The following is an 881-nucleotide window of genomic DNA, read 5'->3' as shown; positions in this document are numbered from 1 at the left end:
AGACGTCCCTTTTTGGGTTCTCTATGACTAAGCTTTTATAGAGGCTTGATTCTTGTAATTTCGCTGACGTGGGCTTTGCCAGACAGCGGCTTGAAAATAGAAACCAGAACCGGGTAAGGAGAAACAACCGGATGGGAAACTTTACCGGTGCACAAGAAACAATAATTCGTGCCTGCCACAACTTGCGTTGCAAAAGCCGATGGCGTGTAAGTCACGCCAATAATATCCTCCGTCGCTTCTTTGAATACCGCCCTCGCTGCAGCGGTTATTTCATAGTCAAACGGAGTCCAACCACCAGCCAGTTCTGTTGTCATGCTATTCCCCTTGCGATGACCGCATAGTCGGATACCCATAGCTGTCGCGGCCTTCCAGTTACAGGCTACAAAAATGCCAACATTTGCCTAAGAGAAACCAATGCTAGCTGCATGTGCAAAGAAAAAATACTGGTGAAAGTGTCAGGTGGTGCTTGTCAATCCGATCACTGGGTAAGCGGCGCAATGTCGAGGTTCTAGGTCTATATGCTCTTTCGACAAAACCCAGCGAGCGTCGGCAATGGCAGCATGGCCGCGTTTTCTGCGCCAGATGAAGAAGCTGTTGATGACGCCTGCGCTGACGGTGTCGCCGCCGGCGGAATGCGACAAAGGATTGCTAGGACCACGGCACTGCTACGGAATTGCCTACTATGGTGCTTATCTCCGCGGTCCTGATGCGAATGAAATGCATATCGCATTCCGAGGCGACCTGCAGTAGTCCCGTTAGCCATCCATGGGCGGTATCACGATATACAAACGAAGCGAACGCAGACTCTATGCCAGAAAGAAATGTGTGAATGCAGCTATTTTTCGGTCTATTCAGTCACCCATATGGTTTGGCTGCACGGC

1 protein-coding gene is annotated in these 881 nt (G+C 50.3%); it reads right to left on the bottom strand.

Annotated elements, in window-relative coordinates:
- Positions 1-35 precede the first annotated feature (35 nt).
- Complete coding sequence (locus tag KHU33_RS26135) at positions 36-314, bottom strand: hypothetical protein (RefSeq protein WP_211468473.1); 279 nt, start codon at positions 312-314, stop codon at positions 36-38.
- Positions 315-881: the final 567 nt, after the last annotated feature.

Source organism: Collimonas silvisoli (genome assembly GCF_018305005.1).
Lineage (GTDB): Bacteria > Pseudomonadota > Gammaproteobacteria > Burkholderiales > Burkholderiaceae_D > Collimonas > Collimonas silvisoli.
This window is presented reverse-complemented; position numbering and strand designations above follow the sequence as displayed.

Excerpts from the sequence above, each read along its gene's own strand:
- KHU33_RS26135 (WP_211468473.1), bottom strand. The coding sequence starts at position 314 with ATGACAACAGAACTGGCTGGTGGTTGGACTCCGTTTGACTATGAAATA.